Origin of the sequence: Brachybacterium massiliense (genome assembly GCF_900184245.1) — a bacterium.
GTDB classification, from domain to species: domain Bacteria; phylum Actinomycetota; class Actinomycetes; order Actinomycetales; family Dermabacteraceae; genus Brachybacterium; species Brachybacterium massiliense.
In genome coordinates this window covers 124,084-142,201 of record NZ_FXXB01000003.1, presented here as the reverse complement: position 1 = coordinate 142,201, position 18,118 = coordinate 124,084, and the positions used below count along the sequence as shown (strand labels likewise).

The window sequence follows — 18,118 nt, the reverse complement described above, 5'->3', positions numbered from 1 at the left end:
GCCCCGCGCCCGTCAGGACTCGGTGAAGGCCTTGTAGTCCTCGGCGCTCAGGAGATCGTCGGGCAGCGCGTCGAAGCGAGCCTTCAGCAGCCAGCCCTCCTCGAACGGCGAGGAGTTGACCAGCTCGGGGGTGTCGACCACGGCGTCGTTGATCTCGACCACGGTGCCGCTGAGCGGGGAGAACAGGTCCGAGACGGACTTGGTGGACTCGATCTCTCCCATCTCGGTGCCGGCGGTGATCTCGTCGTCGACGGCGGGGAGGTCCACGTAGACGACATCCCCGAGCTGCTCGGCGGCGTAATCGGTCACGCCGATGACGGCGAGGCCGTCGGACTCGACGCGGACCCACTCGTGGTCCTTGCTGAAGAGGAGTTCTGCGGACATGAGGATGGTCCTTCCTGGAGGTTCGGGACTGCTCGGGGAATCTGTGGGGTCAGCCGCGGCGGTAGAACGGCAGCTCGACGACGCGGACCGGGAGGTCCTTGCCGCGGACATCGGCGATCAGCTCGGTGCCGGGCTCGGCGACGTCGGTACGGACGAAAGCCATCGCGATGGGATGGCCGAGGGTCGGGGACAGCGCGCCCGAGGCGATCGCCCCGACCTCGCGGCCCTCGCCGTCGCGCACCTGGGCACCGGCGCGGGCCGCGCGGCGCCCGTCGGCGACCAGTCCCACCAGGACCGGTCGGTCGGAGAGATCGGCCGCCTCGATGCCGGCGCGGCCCACGAAGTCGCCCTTGGAGGACAGGGCGACCACGCGCTCCATGCCGGTCTGGGCGGGGAAGATGTCGCGGCCGAGCTCGTTGCCGTACAGCGGCATGCCGGCCTCGAGCCGCAGCGTGTCGCGGCAGGCGAGGCCGCACGGGGTCAGGCGGTCCCCGCCAGCGGCGCTGAGCTGCTCCCACAGCGCGGCGGCGAGCTCGTCGGAGACGTACAGCTCGAAGCCGTCCTCGCCGGTGTAGCCGGTGCGGGCGATCAGCAGCTCGTGACCGCGATAGCTGCCGGCGGCGAAGCGGTAGTTCCGCATCGAGGTGAGGTCCTCGGCGGTGATGCCTTCGACGCCGCCGTCAGCTCCCAGCAGCGCGTCGAGCAGGATCTGCTCGCTCGCGGGGCCCTGCACGGCGATCAGCGAGGTGCGGTCCGAGGCGTCGTCCACCTCGACGTCGAAGCCCTTCGCGCGCTCGGTGAGCTCATGGGAGTCGACCTCGGCGTTGGAGGCGTTGGCGACCACTAGGAAGTGGTCCTGTGCCAATCGGTAGGTGATGACGTCGTCGATCACGCCGCCGTCCTCGGTGAGCAGCAACGAGTACTTCGCGCGGCCCACGGACATGGCCGAGAGCTTCCCCGCGAGCGCGTGGTCGAGCGCCTCGCCGGCCCGGGGGCCGCGCAGGTGGATCTCCCCCATGTGGCTGAGGTCGAAGATCCCGGCGCTCTCGCGCACCGCCCGGTGCTCGGCGAGATCGGAGTCGTAGCGGACGGGCATCTGCCATCCCGCGAAGTCCGTGAAGGTCGCTCCCAGCGAGCGGTGGACCGCCTCCAGTGCAGTGCTGCGCAGGTCCTGATCGACCATGGTGCTCCTTACTCGTCCCGGGGAGAGGTTCGACTCCGGTCCCCACCGCGCCATCGCACAGCACGGCATGGGCCGTGGACCGACCTGTGCGGCACACCGCTGTGCCTCAGGGCTCACCATACCGTTCCGCCGCCTCCCATGCGGACGTCCCCGGTACACGGCGCGAGGTGAGGGCGGCCGGGGCGGAGGACCTGCGGAGCATGCCCGGGAACCTAGTACCGTGGGGGCGTGACACGGGAAGGCACGACAGAGTGGCCGGTACGGATCCGCAGCCCGCGGCTGGTGATCCGGCCGCCGGGCGACGCCGACCGCGAATCCCTGATCCGCCTGATGACGGATCCGGTCACCCGTGAGTACCTCGGGGGCGCGGTCGACTACGCCTCGCGGCAGGCGCTCGAGCTCTCCCCGCTGGGCCTGACCTGGGGGCGTTGGGCGCTGGCCCTCGCGGAGGAGGACACCCTGATCGGCTCGATCACCCTCAGCTACGACCGCGGCGAGCTCGAGCTCTCCTATGCCCTGCTGCCGGAGTGGACCGGTCAGGGCTATGCCGCCGAGTCGTGCATCGCGCTGCTGGAGTGGGCGCGCGAGGAGCTCGAGGACGAGCACGTCATCGCGATCAGCCAGACCCGCAACAAGCGCAGCGTGGCCCTGCTGCGCAAGCTCGGCTTCACCGTGCGCAAGGGGCTCGAGGAGTTCGGCGCCCAGCAGCTGCTGCTCGAGCGGTCGCTGAGCGAGCCGCTGCCCGCCTATGAGCAGCCGCTGCAGACAGCGGCCGATCCGCCGCCGCCCACGCGGCGCTGAGCCGCCGCTCCTCGACCGTTCGGCACAGGGACTCTTCGGACCCGGGACTCTTCGGCCCCGCGGCCCCTCGGATCCTCGGATCCCCAGGCCCTGTCAGCCCCGTGCGACCGGGCAGCTCATGCAGCGCGGTCCGCCGCGGCCGCGGCCCAGCTCGTCCCCGGCGAACTCGAGCACCTCGACGCCCTGGGCGCGCAGGTACTCGTTGGTCGCCGCGGCGCGCTCGTAGGCCACCACCTTCCCCGGCGCGAGGGCCAGCACGTTGCAGCCGTCGTCCCACTGCTCGCGCGCGGCCGCGTAGGGGTCCAGCGGCGGGGTCAGCACCCGCAGCGCTTCCACCCCGAGCCCGCGGGCGAGCACCTGATCCATCTCGTCCCCCGCCCGGGCGCGGGAGACGAGCCGGTCCGCGGGGCGGGTGATCTCGAAGGTCTCCAGCAGCCCCAGCGGCCCGAAGCGGACCATCGACTCGTGGTCGACCACGGTGGTGACGGTGTCCAGATGCATCATCGAGCGGCGGTGCGGCAGGGCGATCGCGATCACTCGTTCGATCGTCCCGTCGGCCAGCAGATCTGCGGCGAGCCGTTCGACGCCGACGGCGCTCGTGCGCTCCGACATCCCCACCGCGACCACCTGCGGCGACAGCATCATCACGTCCCCGCCCTCGACGGTCGCGGCGCCGGCGCCGCCGCTGCCCAGGAGCCTGCGCGGGGCGGCGGCTCCGCCGAAGACGGGGTGGTGGCGGTAGATCATCTCCAGGTGGAGGCTCTCGCGGCGGCGCGCCGGATGCCGCATGGGGCTGACCGAGACCACGTCCCCGATCCAGGCGGAGGGGTCGCGGGTGAACAGATGGTTGGGCAGCGGGTCCAGCACCAGGTGCTCCTCGCTCACACGCTGGAGGGCGATCGAGCGGGGCGCGACGCCCAGCGCACGCAGCTCTCCGACGGTGATCCCGCCGATCAGCACGTCCGCGAGCGGCTCGGGGCCATGCCCGGCGAGGGCCTCGTGGAGGTCCTGCACCGCGATGTCCCCGAGCGTGGCGGGGTCCAGGGCGCGGGCCAGCAGCTCCTCGCGCAGGCCGGGGTCGGTGAGCAGATCGGTCAGCAGGTCCCGCAGCTCGAGCACCTCGACGCTCTCGGCGGCGAGCAGGGTCGTGAACTCCGCGTGCTGGGCCTGTGCGCGGTCCCGCCAGAGCACCTCGTCGAAGAGCAGCTGCTCGCGGGTGTCGGGGGTGAGTCGTTCGAGCTCGGGGCCGGGGGCGTGGACGATCACGCGCCGCAGCGGCGAGATCTCGTCATGCACTCCGGTCCGCTGCGAGGGGGTGGCATCCATGGCACTCCTGCGGGGTCGGGGTGCGAGCACGCTAGCAGAGCCGGGGCCGGGGCCGGCGGCCGCCGTGCATCCTCGCGGGAGAGATGGATACGCTGGCACCGTCCCTCGCACTCTCCAGGAGGTCCTCGATGTCCGCGACCACGCTGTCCATCCCCACCACCACCCTCGCCGACGGCTCACCGTTCCCGCTGATCGGCTTCGGCACCTCCAGCATGAAGGGCGTCGAGGGGGCCCGGGCCGTGGCGTCCGCGGTGCGGGCCGGCTACCGCCTGATCGACACCGCCGCGCAGTACGGCAACGAGGCCGCCGTGGGGCAGGGCGTGCGCGGCAGCGGCGTGGATCCCGACGAGACCCTGGTGACCACCAAGATCGCCGGGGGCGATCAGGGGCGCGAGGCCGCTCGCGAGGGTCTGCTGGGCTCGCTGCGCCGGCTCGGCCTCGACAGCGCGGCGCTCGTGCTCATCCACTGGCCGAACCCCTCCCGCGGGCTCGCGCTCGAGACCTGGCGCACCCTGATCGATCTCAAGGAGGAGGGCCTCGCGCAGCACATCGGCGTCTCCAATTTCCGGCCCGAGCAGCTCCAGGAGCTCATCGACGCCACCGGCGTGACCCCGGAGGTGAACCAGATCCAGCTCTCCCCTGCCCTGCAGCGGCCGGAGGCGGTGGCCTTCCACCGCGAGCACGGGATCGTCACCCAGGCGTGGGGCCCGCTGGGCGGCCGCGAGGGCCTGGCCGAGCAGTTCGCGCTGCGCAAGGTGGCGCGCAAGCACGGCGCCGCTCCCTCCCAGGTCTCGCTGCGCTGGGCGATCGACCAGGACATCGTGGTGATCCCGAAGTCCACGGACCCGCAGCGCCAGCTCGACAACGCCTCCCTCGACCGGATCGTCTTGGACGACGAGGACCGCGCGCTGCTGGCGACCCTCGACCTGGGCGAGGAGACCGCCTGGGACTCGCGGGAGCACGAGGAGTGGTGAGCCCCGCCGCCCGGTTCTCCCCGGGACCCGAGCATCGCGAGATCGTGTTCCTGACCGGTTCGGGCATCAGCGCCCGCACCGGTCTGGGCACCTTCCGCGGCCCCGAAGGGCTGTGGGCCCTCGAGCCGGAGACCGAGCAGGCGATGCATGCCGAGCTGCTGCCCGAGTCGCTGCCGCAGCTGTGGAACGTGTGGGGCCGCATGGCGCGGATCGCGCTGGACCACGGCCCCACCCCCGGGCACCGGGCGATCGCCCGGCTCGGCTCTCCCGTGATCACGCAGAACATCGACGGCCTGCACCAGGCCGCGGGCAGCGAGGTGGTCGCCGAGCTGCACGGCAGCGCCCTGCACGCGGTGTGCCTGGATCCGGAGTGCCGCTGGAAGGCGCCCCTGACGCCCGGCGCCGGCTCCTCGGCGGAGGACCACGGGGTGCCCGCCGACTGCCCGCACTGCGGCGCCCGGACCAGGCCCGACGTCGTGCTCTTCGACGAGGCGCTGCCCCAGGCGGAGCTGGACCTCGCGGTGCGTCTCGCGCAGCGCGCGGATCTGTTCGTCGCCGTCGGCACCAGCGGCGTGGTCTTCCCCGCCGCGCAGCTGGCCCCGCTCGCGGCCGAGCACGGCGCGACCACGGTGCTGGTGGACATCGACCCGCCCGAGACCGCGCGCTCCTTCTTCGATCATGTGATCGCCGAGGACGCCCATGAGGTGCTCCCCGCCTGGGAGCGTGCCCTGCACAAGGTGGGCGGCACCTCGTTCCTGGACCCGTTCCTGAGCTGATCCGGTCCGGTCTCAGCGCTCAGATCCAGATCGCGGGATCCATCTGCTCCTCGGGATGGGCGGCTCCGCTGCGCACCGTCGCGGGGATCCCGATCGCGGTGGCCCCGGCAGGGACGTCCTTGACCACCACGGCGTTGGCGCCGATCTGCGACTCCTCGCCGATCACGACGGGGCCGAGCACGCGCGCCCCGGCACCGATCGTCACCCCGTCCTCGACCGTGGGGTGACGCTTGACCCGCTCCATCGAGCGGCCTCCCAGGGTGACGCCGTGGTAGAGCATCACATCGTCCCCCACCTCGGCGGTCTCCCCCACCACCACGCCCATGCCGTGGTCGATGAAGAAGCGCCGGCCGATCGTCGCCCCGGGGTGGATCTCCACGCCGGTGATCGAGCGTGCGCCCTGGGCGAGCACGAGGGCCGGCAGCTTCGCGCCGCGCTTCCACAGGCGATGCGCGACGCGGTGGGTCCAGATCGCGTGGAGGCCGGGAGAGGTCAGGACGATCGCGAGATCATCCGTCGCCGCGGGATCGCGACGATGCGCCGCCGCGAGGTCCTCCCGGACCGTCGCGACGACGCCCATCACCCGATCGAGCGGGCTCTTCGCCATTCTCGCTCCTGCGTCAGTCCGCGTACTGCGCGAACAGCGGGGTGGAGAGGTAGCGCTCGCCGAAGGAGGGGACGACCACCACGATGGTCTTCCCCGCGAACTCCTCGCGGGCGCCGACGCGGGCGGCGGCCTCGATCGACGCACCGGAGGAGATGCCGACCAGCAGGCCCTCGGTCGCGGCGACGGAGCGGGCGCGCTCCATGGCGGTCTCCGCGTCGATGTCGAGGACCTCGTCGTAGATCTCGCGGTCCAGGATGCTGGGCACGAAGTTCGCGCCGAGGCCCTGGATCTTGTGGGGGCCGGGCTGGCCGCCGTTGAGGATCGCGGACTCCTCCGGCTCGACGGCGATGATCTTCACCTCGGGCTTGCGCTCCTTGAGCACCTGGCCGACGCCGCTGATGGTGCCGCCGGTGCCGATGCCGGCCACGACCGCGTCGACGGTGCCGTCGGTGTCGTTCCAGATCTCCTCGGCGGTGGTGCGACGGTGGATCTCGACGTTAGCGGGGTTGTCGAACTGGCGGACCTGGACCGCACCGCGCTCGGCGGCGATCTCCTCGGCCTTCTCAACGGCGCCCTTCATGCCCTTGGGGGCCTCGGTGAGGATCAGCTCGGCGCCGTAGGCGCGCAGCAGCATGCGCCGCTCCTTGGACATCGACTCGGGCATCGTGAGGATGACCTTGTAGCCGCGGGAGCTGCCGATCATCGCGAGCGCGATGCCGGTGTTGCCGCTGGTGGCCTCGACGATGGTGCCGCCGGGCTGGAGCTCGCCGGACTTCTCGGCCGCGTCGATCATGGCCACGCCGATGCGGTCCTTGACGGAGTTGGCGGGGTTGTAGAACTCGAGCTTCGCGACGACGGTGGCCTTCACGTCATCGCCCAGACGGTTCAGCTTCACCAGCGGGGTGCGGCCGACCAGCTCGGAGACGTTCTCGTAGATGGGCATGCTTCTCCTCGACGTTGCGGGGCCCGCGCGGGGCGAGCACTAAGGGATCCTTGGTCCGATCATAACGGCGCGGTGCGCACGGCTGCTCAGGAAGTTCACATTGACCGCGAGAATCCCTCGAACTGCTCGGAGCGACCGACCATCGTCGGGGGCCGCCGAGGCACCCGGCGCTCTACCGTCGAGCCATGTGCCCATCCCCCTCCGCCGCCGCTCCGGCGCGCTCCCCGCTCGCACCCCGTTCGCTCCGAGCGATGCTCCTCGCCCTGGTCCTGCTGGCCGCCGCGCTGCTCGCCCCGGGCGCCGCGCATGCCGAGGCGCCGCGCTCGGTGACCGTGCGCGACACCACCGCCTCCGTGGACCGCGACGAGCTCGAGGACGAGCTCGGGGGCGTCGACTTCCGCACGCAGGTCGATCTGGTGGTGCTGGTCCTCGACGTCACGGACCACGGCGCCTCGCCCAGCGATGACCTGGCGCTGAACGATGCGGTGCTCAACCATGCGCGCACCACGGACCCCTCGATGCTGTCACCGGACGGGGTGCTCTTCGCCGACGGCACCGTCATCATCGCCCTGGACCCGGACAACCGCTTCGTGGGCACCTATGCCGGGGAGGACGTGAAGCTCGACGACGGCGAGTTCACCGCCGTCCAGGACGCGATGAAGGACGACGCCCGTGATCGCGACTGGGAGGCGGCGCTGCTGGCCGGGGCCGAGAAGTACGCGGATCTGCTGCTGCGCCCCTGGTGGCAGAAGCCCGCCGCGCTCGTGACCGCAGCGGTGGGGATCGCGGCCGCGCTCGGCGCCGCGCTGACCATGCTCGGCCTGCGCGACGCGGCACGGCGCCGTGTGGACGATGCGCTCCCGCGCTTCCAGGGGGTGCTGGCCTCGCGCGAGCTCACCGACACCGCCGCGAGCACCCTCCCCGAGGCCTCTCCCTACGCGCAGGCCGTGCTGCGGGACCACCTGGAGTACCGGGCGAAGGTCGCCGAGGCGACCCGGCTGAGCGAGGAGCTGCCCGCGCCGGAGGATCGCCCTTGGAGCTGGGGCTTCACCTCCCGGCAGCGCCAGCAGGCGCGCGAGCTCGAGAGCACGGTGAGCTTCCTCGACGACACTGATGACGACATCGTCTCCGCCGCCGATCTGCTCCACCGCATCGGGGATTGGCGCACGGGCTGGGAGCGCGAGCTGACCCCGCTGCGGGACTCGGTGGCGACCGTGGACGAGGTGCTCGAGGAGCTCTCCGAGATGTCGACGCCGGAGAGAGCTGCCGCGAAGGAGCTGGAGGCCGCCAGCCGCGCGGCCTCGGAGGAGATGGACACGCTCACCGCGCAGCTCGAGGAGGACAGGATCACCCCCGAGGCGGCGCTCGCACGGCTCGATGCCCTGACCGAGGAGCTCTCGGCCGCGGCCACGCTGCTCCAGCGCCACCGGATCGAACGACTCGCCGAGGACGAGACCGAGCAGATGCTGCTGCGCGAGGTGGAGGTCGAGGACAGCACGGTCTACCGCTCGGTGCGGGCGAGTCGGCTGCGGTGGGACCGCCGCAGCGGCACGTCGGACGCCTTCAGGGCGATGAGCCCCGTGCTGTGGCTGAACACCTGGCAGCACTCCGCAGGGTCCGCGCTGGAGACCCATCGGGCGCCCTCCTCCTCAGGAGGAGGCAGCTTCTCGGGCTACTCGGGGGGCGGCGGCTTCTCGGGGGCGGGCAGTTCGAGCCGCTTCTGAGGCCCGCCGCGCAGGGACCGGCGCTTCCTGACGTACGGAGCCCCGGGGCACCACGGGGTGCGCCGGGGCTCCGCGGCTCAGCGGGCGCGGTGGGTCAGTAGACCATCCCCATGAACTCGCGGACCTTCGCGAGGGTCGCCTCGGCCTCGGCGTTGGCCTTCTCGTTGCCGGCGCGGAGCACCTCGAAGAGGTAGCCCGGATCCTGCTCGAGCTCCTTGCGGCGTGCGCGCAACGGGGCCAGGTGCTCGTTGAGCGCCTCGGCGGTGTAGATCTTCAGCGTCCCGGCGCCGCGATCCCCGATCTCCTCGGCGATCTCCTCCGGCGTACCGTCCGTCGCCTGCGAGGCGAGCGTCAGCAGGTTCGCGACCTCCGGCCGGCCCTCGGGGTCGTAAGTGATCAGCCGCTCCGAGTCGGTCTTGGCCTTCTTGATCTTCTTGAGGGTCTCGTCCGGGTCCATCCGCAGCATGACGGTGTTGCCTCGGGACTTGCTCATCTTGTGCTCGCCGTCCAGACCGAGGATCGTCGGTGCCTCGGACAGCAGCGCATCGGGCTCGGGGAAGTACTGCTCCCCTCCCGCGTAGCGCTCGTTGAAACGGCGCGCGATGACGCGGGTCTGCTCGATGTGGGGCAGCTGGTCGCGGCCCACGGGCACGAGGTTGCCGTGGCAGAACAGGATGTCCGCGGCCTGGTGGACGGGGTAGGTCAGCAGCAGCCCGCCCATGGCGGACTTCCCGGCGGCGGCGAGCTCGGTCTTGACGGTGGGGTTCCGCTCGAGCTCGGGCTGGGTCACCAGCGACAGGAACGGCAGCATCAGCTGGTTCAGCGCGGGCACCGCGGAGTGGGTGAAGATCGTGGAGCGCTCCGGGTCGATGCCCGCCGCGAGGTAGTCGGTCAGCAGCTCGCGGACCGATCCCTTGATGTCCCCGATGACTTCACGGTCGGTGATCACCTGGTAGTCCGCGACGATCAACCACGTCTCCACCCCTGCGTCCTGCAGGCGCACGCGGTTGCGCAGCGAGCCGAAGTAATGGCCGATGTGCAGCGCGCCCGTGGGGCGGTCGCCGGTGAGCATGCGCAGTCCGGAGGGGTCCGAGTCGATCGTGGACCAGATCTCGTCGCTGCGCTTCTGGGCGGTGTCGTAGCTGGTGCGGGTGGTGTTCGGTGCGGTCACCGCTCCATGCTAGCGGCCCCGCCGGGTACGGCCGCCGTGGAGCCGCGCACGATCAGCTGCGGGCGCACCACCACCTCGGTGCGCGTCGGGCGGCGCGAGTCCTCGCCGCCGCTGAGGGCGGTGCGCACGGCGGCCCGGGCGATCGATCCGACGGCCTGGCGCACGGTGGTCAGCGGCGGATTGGTCAGCGAGGCCCAGAAGACGTCGTCGTAGCCGGCCACCGAGATGTCGCGCCCGACGCTCAGGCCCAGGGAGCGCACGCCCTCGAGGGCGCCCGCGGCCATCACGTCGGAGCCGCAGACGATCGCGGTCACCCCGCGCGCGACCAGGTCCCGGGCCGCCTCGTAGCCCCCGGCGTAGGAGAAGTCGGTGAAGGAGACCGGCTGGGGGCCCTCCGCCCAGCCGGCGGTGACTGCCTCGAAGGCTCGCAGCTTCTCGCGCACCGGCCAGGTGTGCTCATCGCCCACGGCCAGGCCCACCCGCTCATGACCGAGCTCCTGGAGATGGCTCAGCACCGCACGCACCGCATGGTCGTCGTCCGTCGAGAGGAAGGCCGCATCGAGCTCCTCCTGCACGCCGTTGACGAGCACCAGCGGGACCCCGGCGGACGTCACCTCGCGGTAGTGGTCCAGCGGGCTGCGCTCCTGGGCGTGATACCCGGAGACCACGATGATGCCTACCACGCCGCACCGCAGAAAGCGTTGCAAGATCTCTCGTTCGCGCTCGACGGTCCGGGCGCGCATGGCCACCAGTGTGGAGGCGCCACGCTCGAACAGCTCCGCCTCGATCCGCTCGGCCCAGGAGGTGAAGACCTGGTTGTCGAGATCGGGGACGAGCACGCCGACCAGCGGCCCGTCGTCCACCTGGCCGGCGTCGACAACGCGGCCCATCCGGCGCGCCACTTCCGCCACTGACCTGCGGGTCGCCTCGTTCACGCCGGAGCGCCCGTTGAGCACGCGGGAGACGGTCGCCTCGCTCACGCCGGCAGCCTTCGCGATATCGATGAGCCGCGCCATCACGCTCTCCCTCCGGGCCCCCGGCATCCTCACCGTGGCCCAATCGTAATCTGCAAGATCTTGCGTATTCTTGCACAAAGGTGGCCTCAGGGTCTACGGTGCTCCCATCAGGCACAGACCTGGCAACGGTCGAGAACGACCACGATTCAAAGGAGAAGACGTGCAGATCCGTCGTAAGAGCTTCCTCGCACTGGGTGGCCTCGCAGCCTCCATGACCGTCCTCGCCGCATGCGGCGACGACTCGTCCTCCGGTGGCACCACCGGAGGCGACGCCTCCGACGGCGGCGGCGCCGCGACCGGCGGCGACTCCTCCGGCCGCCTGGTGATCTGGGCCGACGAGGAGAAGGCCCCCGCACTCGAGCCCCCTGCCACGGCGTGGGGCGAGGAGAACGGCATCGAGGTCGTCGTCGAGGTAGTCCCCGCTGACGAGCTCCAGAACAACTTCATCACCGCCAACCAGGCCGGAAACGGCCCGGACGTCACCATGGGCGCCCACGACTGGATCGGGAACCTGGTCCAGAACGGTTCCATCGCCCCGGTGCAGCTGCCCTCGGACGTCGGCGACACCATCGCGCCGATCGGCATCGAGGCCGTCACCTACGACGGCCAGACCTACGGCGTGCCCTACGCGGTCGAGACCCTCGCGCTGTATGCGAACCACGACCTCACCGACGCCCCCGCCCCCTCCACCTTCGAGGAGCTGATCTCCGCGGCGGAGGCCGGCGGCGCCGAGAACATCCTCTCCCTGCCGATCGGCGAGGAGGGCGACCCGTACCACATGCAGCCCATCTACACCTCGGCCGGCGGCTACCTGTTCGGCAAGGACTCCGAGGGAAGCCTCGACCCCTCCGACCTCGGTGTGGGCGAGGAGGGCTCCCTCGCCGCGGCGGATAAGATCGCCGAGCTCGGCGAGCAGGGCGTGCTGAAGAACTCGATCAACGGCGACAACTCCATCTCGCTGTTCACCGAGGGCAAGTCCGCGTACCTGATCTCGGGTCCGTGGGCCCTGGCCGACGTGCGCGATGCGGGCTTCGAGTTCACCATCTCCCCCATCCCCGGCTTCGAGGGCATGGAGGATGCCGCGCCGTTCGCCGGCGTGAACTCCTTCTACGTCGCCTCCAACGCGGCCAATGCCGGCTTCGCCCAGCAGTTCATGACCGATGTGGCCTCCTCCCCGGATGTCGCCAAGGCCATGTACGAGGCGAACCCTCTGCCTCCGGTGAACCTCGAGCTGCGCGAGGAGATCGCCACCTCGGACGAACACGTGGTGATCTTCGCCGAGGCCGCCGAGGCCGCCGATCCGATGCCGGCCATCCCCGCGATGGCCGCGATCTGGGGCCCGCTGGGCATCGCCCAGGCCAACATCGTCGGCGGCGCTGACCCGCACTCGACCATGGAGGGGGCGGGCGAGGAGATCGCCACCGCGATCGGCTGACGTCCCCGAGCCGATCGATCGTGCCCGCCGCCCTCGTGGCGGGCACGATCGATCGGCGTCCTCGCCTCCCGCCACCGTGCACTCCGCCCTGATCCCCTGAAAGGCACAGTCGCCTCATGACCTCGACGCACGCCCCTGCGCACCGGACGCGGTCCACGTCGGTCCCGGCCGTGGTCACCCGAGTCCTGGTGCTCGGCATCACCCTCGCGCTGACGGTGTTCATCGCCCCGGTGCTGATCTCCCAGCAGTCATGGATGTGGCTGACGGTGCTCCTGCTCGCCGCAGCAGGGATCTTCGTCCTCTACTCCACCAAGCGCTTCGTGCCGGGCAAGTACCTGTTCCCGGGCTCGTTCTTCCTCGCCGTCTTCCTGATCCTGCCGATCGCCCTGACGGTCGGCTACTCCTTCACCAACTACGGCGACGGCACCCGCGGCACGAAGGAGCAGGCGGTCGGCTCGATCATCGCGAGCTCGGTGCAGCAGAGCCCCGACGCCCCGCGCTACGCCATGACGGTGGCGACCTCGGGCACCGCGGCCGAGGGCCCCTATGAGCTCTTCCTGGTCGACCCCGATGCCGGCACCGTGCTCAGCGGCGACGCCGAGAACGCGCTCGAGGAGGTCCCCGCCGGGGACGTCACCGTCGTCGACGGCCGCGTCACCGAGGTCGACGGGATGACCGTGCTGAACGCGGGCGAGGTCAACGCCATCTATAACGAGCTGATGGAGCTGGCCGTACCGGTGGACGAGTCCACCGCCGTGCGCCCGCTGGGCGTGAACCAGGCCTTCGTGGGAACCACGGTGCTGCAGTACGACGAGGACGCGGACACCATCACCGACACCGCGACCGGTGAGGTGTACACCGTCAGCGTGATCGGCGATGAGGAGTACTTCGTGGACTCCGAGGGCCAGCGGGCCTTCTCCCAGAGCTGGCTGCAGAGCGTGGGCATCTCCAACTACGAGCGGCTGTTCACCAACCCGACCGTGGCCAACCAGTTCGTCTCCGCCTTCGTGTGGACGCTGGTGTTCGCCGCCGGCTCGGTGCTGCTGACCTTCGCGCTCGGTTTCGCCCTCGCTCTGATCCTCAACGATCAGCGCCTCAAGGGCCGCCGCGTCTACCGCTCGATCCTGATCATGCCGTACGCGATCCCGGGCTTCATCTCCCTGCTGGTGTGGTCGAACTTCTACAACCAGGAGTTCGGTCTGATCAACCAGACCCTCGGGCTGAACCTGAACTGGTTCGGCGACCCGACCCTCGCCCAGGTGGCGGTGCTGCTGACGAACCTGTGGATGGGCTTCCCCTACATGTTCATCGTCTCCACCGGTGCGCTGCAGGCGATCCCCGACGAGCTGACGGAGGCCGCACGGATGGACGGCGCGAGCCGTTTCCAGTCCACCTCGAAGATCGTGCTGCCGCTGCTGCTGGTGGCCGTAGCCCCGCTGCTGGTCTCGTCCTTCGCCTTCAACTTCAACAACTTCAACGCGATCGAGCTGCTCACCGGCGGCGGTCCGTTCCCCGACGGCTCCGGCCGCGGCTCCACGGACATCCTGATCTCGATGGTCTACCGCATCGCCTTCGGCGGCTCCGGCGCCGATTTCGGCTTCGCCTCCGCGGTCTCCGTCTGCCTGTTCATCCTCACCGGTGTCCTGGCAGCCATCCAGTTCCGTTTCACCAACGTCCTCGAAGACGTCAACTGAGCCCGCGGAAGGGGTCCCCCATGAGCACCACCGCCACTGCCCGCGGCGACGCACAGCAGCGCCGCATGCCCTTCGGCCGCTGGTTCAGCGAGATCGGTTGGCGGCACATCATCGGTGTGCTGGCCGTCGTCTTCGCCGTCTTCCCGATCCTGTTCGTGATCTCCGCATCGCTGAACCCGAGCGGTTCGCTGACCTCCGCCGGTCTGATCCCCACCCGGGGCGTCACCCTCGACCACTACGCGGCGATGCTCAGCGGCGAGCGCGCGAACTTCCTGCGCTGGTACCTGAACACCATCATCGTGTGCGGCGTCGTCGCCACCGGTCAGGTGTTCCTCTCGCTGCTGGCCGCCTACGCCTTCAGCCGCTTCCGCTTCCGCGGCCGCCGCGGCGGCATGCTCGCCGTCCTGCTGATCATGATGTTCCCCGCGATCCTGTCGATGATCGCGGTGTACACGATGATCGCGGACCTCGGCGACGCGGTGCCGATGCTGGGCCTGAACACCCTCGCCGGCTACATCGCGGTGCTGATGGGGGGCGCCTTCGGCCAGGTCTGGCTGATCAAGGGCTTCTTCGACACCATCCCGAAGTCCCTGGACGAGGCCGCGATCATCGACGGCGCCACCCACTGGCAGACCTTCCGCAAGATCCTGGCCCCCTCGATGACCCCGATCCTGGCGACCACGCTGCTGCTGGCCCTGGTCGGCTCGATGAGCGAGTTCCTCATCGGCTCGATCTTCCTCACCGACGACTCCAAGAAGACCCTCGCCGTGGGCATGTACGGCATGTTCTCCTCGGATCGCTCCAACAACCTAGGCGTCTTCGCCGCCGGCTCGGTGATGGTCATGGTCCCAGTGATCATCCTGTACCAGTTCCTGCAGCGATACATCGTCGGCGGCTCGACCGCCGGCGCCGTCAAGGGCTGACCCGCCCGCCCACCGAACCTCGCCGCACCCGCCTGGCCCGTCGGCACGGGCCGGGCGGTGCGGCGCGTCGCATCACCCCCTGTTCCACCGGAAGGACCGCCATGACCCCCCAGACCTCCCTCGCTGCGCGCACCGCCGAGCAGCAGACCTCCCCGGACCTGCAGTGGTGGCGTGATGCCGTCGTCTACCAGGTCTACCCCCGCTCCTTCGCCGATTCCGACGGCGACGGCATGGGCGACCTGCCCGGCGTGACCGCCCGCCTGCCCTATCTGCGCGACCTCGGCGTCGACGCGATCTGGCTCTCTCCCTTCTACACCTCCCCGCAGAAGGACGGCGGCTACGACGTCTCGGACTACCAGGACGTCGACCCCCGCTTCGGGTCGCTCTCCGACGCCGACGAGATGATCGCCCGCGCCCACGAGCTCGGGCTGAAGGTCATCGTGGACATCGTCCCCAACCACTCCTCGGATCAGCACGTGCTGTTCCAGCAGGCGCTCGCGGCCGGGCCCGGCTCGCCCGAGCGAGACATGTACGTCTTCGCCGACGGCAAGGGTGAGAACGGGGAGCTGCCGCCGAACAACTGGACCTCGATCTTCCACGGCCAGGCCTGGACCCGCATTACCGAGGCCGACGGCACGCCCGGCCAGTGGTACCTGCACATCTTCGACACCAGCCAGCCGGACTGGAACTGGGAGAACCCGCGGGTGCACGAGCTGTTCCAGGACGTGCTGCGCTTCTGGCTGGATCGCGGCGCCGACGGCTTCCGCGTGGACGTCGCCCACGGCATGATCAAGCCCGAGGGACTGCCGGATGCGACGGTGAACTCCGCCGGGCTGATCGACATCCCCGAAGGCGAGGTGCCGATCTACTTCGACAACGACGGCGTGCTGGACATCTACCGCGAGTGGCGCCCGATCCTCGACTCCTACGAGGGCGACCGCATGATGGTGCTCGAGGCGTGGATCCCCGAGCACCGCCTGCCGCTGTACATCGGCGACGAGAAGGCGCACCAGTCCTTCAACTTCGGCTTCCTCCAGGCCCGCTGGGGCGTGGAGACGATGCGCGCGGCGATCGAGAAGCCGCTCGCGCTGGCCGATGCGGTGGGCTCCCCCACCACCTGGGTGCTCTCGAACCACGACGTGATCCGTCACGCGAGCCGCTACGGCTTCGCCCCGGACTACGAGTTCGGCGAGGGGCTGCGCCGCGACGAGATCCCCGATGCGGAGCTCGGCCTGCGCCGTGCCCGCGCCGCGACCCTGCTGATGCTCTCCCTGCCCGGCTCCGCCTACCTCTACCAGGGCGAGGAGCTGGGCCTGCCCGAGGTCAGCGACATCCCCGACGAGCTGCGCGAGGACCCCTCCCACTTGCGGGCCGGCGTGCCCGGCCGCGACGGCTGCCGCGTGCCGCTGCCGTGGACGCAGGACGCACCGGGCTACGGTTTCTCCCCCACCGGGAAGAGCTGGCTGCCGCAGCCGGAGGCCTTCGGCCCCCTGGCCGCCGACGCCCAGGACGGGGTGGAGGGCTCGACGCTCGAGATGTACCGCACGGCGGTGCACCTGCGTCGCGAGCTGGGCCTGGGCCGTCCCGATGCCGCGGTGGTCTTCGCCGAGGACCTCCCCGCGGGAGTGCTCGGCGTGATCCGCGGTGATGTCACGATCCTCGTGAACACCACCGACGCTCAGGTCGAGCTGCCGGCCTCCTCGGTCGCAGGCGATCTCGCCTCGGCCGAGGTCCTGGTCGCCTCCGCCCCCACCTCCCCGGGCACGGTCCCGGCGGATACGGCGGTGTGGCTGCGCACCTCCTGAACGTCGCACGGATCACGCCCGGCCGTCGGAGGATGCAGTCCTCCGCGGTCGGGCGTGCTCGCGCCGCTAGGATCGCCTCCATGCGTCCTTCCCCCTCGGTCGACCCCGGATTCGACGTCGTCGTGCTCGGGGCCGGGCTGAACTCCCTGAACCTCACCATCGCCTTCCATCAGCAGTACGCGATACGCTGCACCACGGTGGTGCGCGTCCCCGTGGCGATGAACGAGCGCACGGTGACCTCGGACCTGCTGGTCCTCGGCGCCGAGGCGAGCGATGAGCAGATGCGCGACGCGCTCGTGGAGCTGGCCTCGCGCCGCCCCGTCGGCCGCCCTGCCCTGCTGCTGACCAACGCGGACTCGCTGGTCGACTTCATCGACACCTTCCGTGAGGATCTCGCCCCCCACTATCTGCTCGCGCAGGTCGATGCGCAGCTGCTCGCGCGCCTGGCGGACAAGGCGACGTTCGCGGAGATCTGCGAGGACCTCGGCATCGGCACGGTCCCCACCCGGATCGTGGACTTCTCGCGCGCCGACGAGCCGGGCTGGAACGGCACCGAGGAGCTGCCCTGGAGCTACCCGGTGGTCGGCAAGGCCGCGAACACCGCGGAGTACCACCACGTGCAGTTCCCCGGGAAGAAGAAGGTGTTCTTCCTGGAGTCAGCCGAAGAGCAGCAGGACCTCGTGCGCCGTCTGCGCGAGTCCGGCTTCACGGGGCGCTTCCTGTTCCAGGAGCTGATCGAGGGCGATGACACCTTCCAGCGCTCGATCACCGCGTACCGCTCGAGCCGCGGGAAGGTGACGCTGCTGTGCGCCGCGCAGGTGCTGCTGGGCGAGCACACGCCCGAGGCGCTGGGCCGGCCCGCCGCGATGGTCACCGGGGACTTCCCCTCGCTCACCGCTGCGGCGGAGAAGTTCCTGGATGCGGTGGACTACGTGGGGTTCGCGAACTTCGATGTGAAGATCGATCCGCGCACCGGCCGGGAGTGCTTCTTCGAGATCAATCCGCGCATCGGCCGCAACAGCTACTACGTGACCGCGGCCGGCGAGTCGGTGGCGCGGCACGTGGTCGAGGATCGCGTCCATGACCGGGACATCGACCAGGTGGTGGTGACCGCCCCGGTCCTGTACACGATCCTGCCGCTGCGCCTGGTGCTGCGCTACGTGCGCGACGCCGCTCTGCGCGCGCACGTGAAGCGCGTGGCGCGCCGGGGCCTGCGCAATCCGTTCCGGTACGGTCCTGAAGGTCTGTGGATGCGTGCCTACTCCGTCATCTCGGGACTGAACTTCGTGCGCAAGTACCGCGCCGTCTACCCTCGCCCCACCGACACCGGCTTCTGAGACCAGGCCCGCAGCCCCG

Annotated in this window: 16 protein-coding genes; 9 read left to right on the top strand and 7 right to left on the bottom strand. The window is 70.5% G+C overall.

What is annotated here, in order from left to right; translation table 11 throughout:
- Window positions 1–12: 12 nt before the first annotated feature.
- Together gcvH and gcvT are read right to left on the bottom strand one after the other, a co-directional pair.
- On the bottom strand, window positions 13–384 hold the full coding sequence (gcvH, locus tag BN4251_RS00970) for a glycine cleavage system protein GcvH (RefSeq protein WP_087483310.1): 372 nt from the start codon (window positions 382–384) through the stop codon (window positions 13–15).
- A gap of 49 nt (window positions 385–433) precedes the next feature.
- Complete coding sequence (gcvT, locus tag BN4251_RS00965) at window positions 434–1,567, bottom strand: glycine cleavage system aminomethyltransferase GcvT (protein WP_087483309.1); 1,134 nt, start codon at window positions 1,565–1,567, stop codon at window positions 434–436.
- Window positions 1,568–1,795: 228 nt separating this feature from the next.
- On the opposite strand from gcvT, the gene BN4251_RS00960 reads away from it, so the two are divergent.
- Complete coding sequence (locus BN4251_RS00960) at window positions 1,796–2,368, top strand: GNAT family N-acetyltransferase (protein WP_170931764.1); 573 nt, start codon at window positions 1,796–1,798, stop codon at window positions 2,366–2,368.
- Window positions 2,369–2,461: 93 nt separating this feature from the next.
- Here the strand turns inward: BN4251_RS00960 and BN4251_RS00955 are convergent, their stop codons facing one another.
- Window positions 2,462–3,694 (bottom strand): arginine deiminase, encoded by a 1,233-nt coding sequence (locus BN4251_RS00955; RefSeq protein WP_087483308.1) that lies wholly within the window; start codon window positions 3,692–3,694, stop codon window positions 2,462–2,464.
- 128 nt (window positions 3,695–3,822) lie between these two features.
- Here BN4251_RS00955 and BN4251_RS00950 point away from each other — a divergent pair, with 128 nt between their 5' ends.
- On the top strand, window positions 3,823–4,668 hold the full coding sequence (locus BN4251_RS00950; RefSeq protein WP_087483307.1) for an aldo/keto reductase: 846 nt from the start codon (window positions 3,823–3,825) through the stop codon (window positions 4,666–4,668).
- On the top strand, window positions 4,665–5,444 hold the full coding sequence (locus tag BN4251_RS00945; RefSeq protein WP_087483412.1) for an SIR2 family NAD-dependent protein deacylase: 780 nt from the start codon (window positions 4,665–4,667) through the stop codon (window positions 5,442–5,444). The genes BN4251_RS00950 and BN4251_RS00945 overlap by 4 nt, the downstream gene beginning before the upstream one ends.
- A gap of 19 nt (window positions 5,445–5,463) precedes the next feature.
- Here the strand turns inward: BN4251_RS00945 and epsC are convergent, their stop codons facing one another.
- Together epsC and cysK are read right to left on the bottom strand one after the other, a co-directional pair.
- The gene (epsC, locus tag BN4251_RS00940) at window positions 5,464–6,051 is read right to left on the bottom strand and encodes a serine O-acetyltransferase EpsC (RefSeq protein WP_087483306.1); all 588 of its coding nucleotides are present in this window, start codon (window positions 6,049–6,051) and stop codon (window positions 5,464–5,466) included.
- Window positions 6,052–6,064: 13 nt separating this feature from the next.
- The gene (cysK, locus tag BN4251_RS00935; protein ID WP_087483305.1) at window positions 6,065–6,994 is read right to left on the bottom strand and encodes a cysteine synthase A; all 930 of its coding nucleotides are present in this window, start codon (window positions 6,992–6,994) and stop codon (window positions 6,065–6,067) included.
- A 185-nt stretch (window positions 6,995–7,179) separates the two neighbouring features.
- On the opposite strand from cysK, the gene BN4251_RS00930 reads away from it, so the two are divergent.
- Window positions 7,180–8,718: a DUF5129 domain-containing protein gene (locus BN4251_RS00930; RefSeq protein WP_087483304.1), complete on the top strand. Its 1,539-nt coding sequence runs from the start codon at window positions 7,180–7,182 to the stop codon at window positions 8,716–8,718.
- 94 nt (window positions 8,719–8,812) lie between these two features.
- Here the strand turns inward: BN4251_RS00930 and trpS are convergent, their stop codons facing one another.
- Both trpS and BN4251_RS00920 read right to left on the bottom strand, forming a co-directional pair.
- Window positions 8,813–9,889: a tryptophan--tRNA ligase gene (gene trpS / locus BN4251_RS00925; protein ID WP_087483303.1), complete on the bottom strand. Its 1,077-nt coding sequence runs from the start codon at window positions 9,887–9,889 to the stop codon at window positions 8,813–8,815.
- On the bottom strand, window positions 9,886–10,905 hold the full coding sequence (locus BN4251_RS00920) for a LacI family DNA-binding transcriptional regulator (protein WP_087483302.1): 1,020 nt from the start codon (window positions 10,903–10,905) through the stop codon (window positions 9,886–9,888). The genes trpS and BN4251_RS00920 overlap by 4 nt, the downstream gene beginning before the upstream one ends.
- Window positions 10,906–11,065: 160 nt before the next feature.
- Between BN4251_RS00920 and BN4251_RS00915 the strand changes: the two genes are divergently transcribed.
- The 5 genes from BN4251_RS00915 (at window position 11,066) to BN4251_RS00895 (ending at window position 18,099) form a co-directional block, all read left to right on the top strand.
- Window positions 11,066–12,340, top strand: coding sequence for a sugar ABC transporter substrate-binding protein (locus tag BN4251_RS00915; protein WP_087483301.1), 1,275 nt, complete (start codon window positions 11,066–11,068; stop codon window positions 12,338–12,340).
- 116 nt (window positions 12,341–12,456) lie between these two features.
- A complete protein-coding gene (locus tag BN4251_RS00910) occupies window positions 12,457–14,034 on the top strand; it encodes an ABC transporter permease subunit (protein WP_087483300.1) in 1,578 nt (525 codons plus the stop codon).
- Between the two features lie 20 nt (window positions 14,035–14,054).
- Entirely contained in the window at window positions 14,055–14,957 is a 903-nt protein-coding gene (locus BN4251_RS00905; protein WP_087483299.1) for a sugar ABC transporter permease, read from the top strand.
- A gap of 101 nt (window positions 14,958–15,058) precedes the next feature.
- The gene (locus BN4251_RS00900; protein ID WP_087483298.1) at window positions 15,059–16,762 is read left to right on the top strand and encodes a glycoside hydrolase family 13 protein; all 1,704 of its coding nucleotides are present in this window, start codon (window positions 15,059–15,061) and stop codon (window positions 16,760–16,762) included.
- Window positions 16,763–16,842: 80 nt separating this feature from the next.
- Window positions 16,843–18,099 carry a carboxylate--amine ligase gene (locus BN4251_RS00895; protein WP_087483297.1) on the top strand — a complete coding sequence of 419 codons (1,257 nt, stop codon included), beginning with the start codon at window positions 16,843–16,845 and terminating at the stop codon, window positions 18,097–18,099.
- Window positions 18,100–18,118 lie beyond the last annotated feature (19 nt).

Coding starts and splice junctions, on each gene's coding strand:
- gcvH (WP_087483310.1), bottom strand. CDS start 384: ATGTCCGCAGAACTCCTCTTCAGCAAGGACCACGAGTGGGTCCGCGTC.
- gcvT (WP_087483309.1), bottom strand. CDS start 1,567: ATGGTCGATCAGGACCTGCGCAGCACTGCACTGGAGGCGGTCCACCGC.
- BN4251_RS00955 (WP_087483308.1), bottom strand. CDS start 3,694: ATGGATGCCACCCCCTCGCAGCGGACCGGAGTGCATGACGAGATCTCG.
- BN4251_RS00950 (WP_087483307.1), top strand. CDS start 3,823: ATGTCCGCGACCACGCTGTCCATCCCCACCACCACCCTCGCCGACGGC.
- epsC (WP_087483306.1), bottom strand. CDS start 6,051: ATGGCGAAGAGCCCGCTCGATCGGGTGATGGGCGTCGTCGCGACGGTC.
- cysK (WP_087483305.1), bottom strand. CDS start 6,994: ATGCCCATCTACGAGAACGTCTCCGAGCTGGTCGGCCGCACCCCGCTG.
- BN4251_RS00930 (WP_087483304.1), top strand. CDS start 7,180: ATGTGCCCATCCCCCTCCGCCGCCGCTCCGGCGCGCTCCCCGCTCGCA.
- BN4251_RS00920 (WP_087483302.1), bottom strand. CDS start 10,905: ATGGCGCGGCTCATCGATATCGCGAAGGCTGCCGGCGTGAGCGAGGCG.
- BN4251_RS00910 (WP_087483300.1), top strand. CDS start 12,457: ATGACCTCGACGCACGCCCCTGCGCACCGGACGCGGTCCACGTCGGTC.
- BN4251_RS00905 (WP_087483299.1), top strand. CDS start 14,055: ATGAGCACCACCGCCACTGCCCGCGGCGACGCACAGCAGCGCCGCATG.
- BN4251_RS00900 (WP_087483298.1), top strand. CDS start 15,059: ATGACCCCCCAGACCTCCCTCGCTGCGCGCACCGCCGAGCAGCAGACC.
- BN4251_RS00895 (WP_087483297.1), top strand. CDS start 16,843: ATGCGTCCTTCCCCCTCGGTCGACCCCGGATTCGACGTCGTCGTGCTC.